We start from the raw sequence: 3331 nt of genomic DNA on the forward strand, positions 1-3331 counted from the left end.
GAGCAACGGAATGACCTACGATAGCCGCAACGCGGTGGTCTAGAGCAGGCTGTCGTCCCCATGGGATGGCCCCCATGGAATGTTTAGTCATGGATAGATCCAGCCTGGAAGGCTCAATGGCTGCTAGTCAGCCAGTATTGAGGACGACATCGGTTTAAATGCTCCGAATTATCTGTATTCTAAAAAACGCATAATAAAAAGCCCTCCCTTATGGAAAACACCCATCAAACGACTTGTTGCTACTGCGGCGTGGGTTGCGGTATTGTGGTGAAAACCGAAGCTTCGGGACAGCTTTCCGTACAGGGCGATCCGCAGCACCCTTCCAACCGGGGCCTGCTTTGCTCGAAGGGCATGAACCTGCACTATACGGTGATGGATCAGTCCGATCGCTTGCTCTACCCGCAGATGCGGTACGGACGTTCGGCTCCCCTCGAACGCGTCAGCTGGGACGCAGCTCTGGATCGTACCGCAGCGGTTTTTAAAACGTTCATTCAGAAATACGGTCCTGATTCCGTTGCGTTTTACGTATCGGGCCAGTGCCTGACGGAGGAGTATTACCTCGTCAATAAGTTAATCAAAGGCTTTATTGGTTCGAATAACATCGATACCAACTCGCGGTTGTGCATGAGTTCAGCCGTCGTAGGTTATAAACTTTCACTGGGCGAAGATTCCGTACCCGTTTGCTACGATGATATTGAAGAAGCCGATGTGTTTTACGTGCAGGGAGCCAATCCAGCCTGGTGTCATCCCATCCTATGGCGTCGGATTGAAGCTCACAAAGCCGCGAATCCGCAGGTAAAAATCATTTGCGTCGATCCACGGGTCACGGATACCGCCCGTTCCGCTGACCTGCATCTGCCTTTGCGACCCGGTACGGACATTGTGCTTAACCACGCCATTGGCCGTTTATTAATTGAACAAGAGAAAGTTGATACCAATTTCATTCTGGATCATACCGATGGTTTTGAAGCTTATCGGGAAAGCGTCTTTCAACGCAGTATCGCCGAAGCAGCCGAGCTATGTGGCGTACCGGAAGCGGATATTCATCAGGCCGCCGAGTGGATTGGTTCCTCCAAAGGCTTTCTGTCCTTGTGGACAATGGGACTGAACCAGTCGGTCGTGGGCGTAAATAAAAACCTTTCGCTCATTAACCTCCACCTCATTACGGGGCGAATCGGCACCCCTGGTAACGGACCGTTTTCGCTGACGGGTCAGCCCAATGCCATGGGCGGTCGGGAAGTGGGTGGACTAGCCAATGCCCTACCCGCTCACCGGGAAGTAACCAATGCCCGCCATCGGCAGGAAGTGGAAGAATTTTGGCAGTCGCCCGTGAAAATTGCCGATAAACCCGGTCTGACGGCGACGGAATTGTTCGAAGCACTGGCGGATGATCGCCTGAAAGCCATCTGGATTATCAATACCAATCCGATGGTGAGCATGCCCGATCTGAACGCCGCCGAAAAAGCCCTGACTAACGCCCGTTTTGTGGTGGTACAGGACATTTCCAGTCGGGCCGACACGCTGGCGTTTGCCGATGTAGTATTACCCGCCGCGGGCTGGTTGGAAAAGGAAGGCACGATGACCAACGCCGAACGCCGTATTACCTACCTGCCCCAGATTCGGACCGCTCCCGGCGAAGCCCTTCCCGATGTGGAGATTATCTGGCGGTTTGCCCGTAAAATGGGCTTTGAACGAGCTTTCCCCTACCAGAAGGCCGAAGAAGTCTATCGCGAATACACCCAGCTTACCGCCGGTACTAACGTCGATGTAACGGGTGTAACGTATGACTTACTTCGTCAGAAACGCAGTATTCAGTGGCCGTACCCGGCTCAGGCTACTGACTCGACGCAACGATTATTTACGGATCATCACTTTTACACGGCCAATCAACGGGCTCAAATTCAGGCTGTCCCGGACGGAAATGCTTCCGAACCTACGGATGGAGCATTTCCTTTGGTACTCACGACGGGGCGAATCCGCGATCAATGGCATACAATGACCAAAACGGGTCGGGTGGCGAAGCTTAACCAGCACCTCCCCCAACCTTTTTTGCAAATGCATCCCGCCGATGCGGAGGCCCGGCAGATACATGACGGCCAACTGGTTGAAATCCGGGGCCGTCGGGGCACAGTACGCGTCAAGGCTCAGCTCACCACGGATGTACGCCCCGGCCTTTGTTTTCTACCCATGCACTGGGGAAAAATTGGTAATGGTTCGCTGGGTCGGGCTAACAATCTGACCAATACTCTGATTGACCCCAAATCGAAGGAACCTGATTTCAAATTTTCAGCGGTACAAGTACAAGCGTATGTGAAACCGCAGGAAAAGATCCTTATCGTAGGAGCGGGCTCGGCGGCCCTGGGGTTTATTCAGTCGTACCGAGCATTGAATCAAAGTGATGAAATTGAGGTCTTTTCGCAGGAAAAATATCCATTTTACAATCGGGTACTCCTCCCCGACTACATCAGTGGCGAACAATCCTGGTCGCAGCTGGTCAAGTTGTCGCCCGAACAATTTGCGGAAAATCGCATCCGGGTGCATACCGAAACCAGCATTGTTCACATCGACCGCGTACATAAAGTCGTGACAGACAGTACCGGAGCCGAACATACGTACGATAAGCTGATTCTGGCCACAGGCAGCCGGGCTTTTATGCCCAAAGGTGTACCGCCGCTGCCCGGCATTTTCAATATGCGTTCCCGTGTGGATGCGGATACGCTACGCCCCTACCTGCGTACGCCCGATGCCCGGATCGTGGTGGTCGGCGGTGGTTTGCTGGGGCTGGAACTGGCGGCTTCACTACGACACATGGGCTTGTCGGTCACCGTCATTCAACGTTCCGGACGATTCATGGAACGGCAACTAGATGCCCGGGCCAGCGAAATGCTCTATCAGGACCTGCGGGACCGGGGTATTGACATTTATTTCAACGAAGAAATTCAAACCTTCCACGGGACCGCTTCCGTAGAAGGCATCCGGCTCAAATCGGGCCGAACGATTGACTGTCAGTCTGTTGTCCTGGCCATTGGCACTACGCCCAATCTGGAATTAGCCAAGGCGTGTGGGCTGGACTGCGGTCGCGGCGTGGCCGTGAATGATTACCTCCAAACCTGTGACCCGAATATTTTTGCCGCCGGAGAAATTGCCCAGTGGCGGGATCAGATCTGGGGTATCACGCTAGCTGCCGAACAACAGGCTGAAGCCGCGGCCCGCTTTCTGAGCGGTGATAGTACCCAGCCGTATCGCGGCAGTGTTTCGATGAACATTCTGAAAATGGAAGGTCTGCACCTGTGTAGTATCGGGCTGGCCGAAGCTCCGGATGCTACGTACG

The 3331-nt window shown here is 53.8% G+C and carries 1 protein-coding gene; it reads left to right on the plus strand.

Going from position 1 to position 3331, the window contains the following annotated elements; genetic code table 11:
• Positions 1-210: 210 nt before the first annotated feature.
• A partial coding sequence (locus tag ACOJTG_RS19155) for a molybdopterin-dependent oxidoreductase (RefSeq protein WP_420155294.1) occupies positions 211-3331 on the plus strand: 3121 nt, incomplete at its 3' end.

Origin of the sequence: Siphonobacter sp. (assembly GCF_048595215.1) — a bacterium.
Taxonomy (GTDB): domain Bacteria; phylum Bacteroidota; class Bacteroidia; order Cytophagales; family Spirosomataceae; genus Siphonobacter.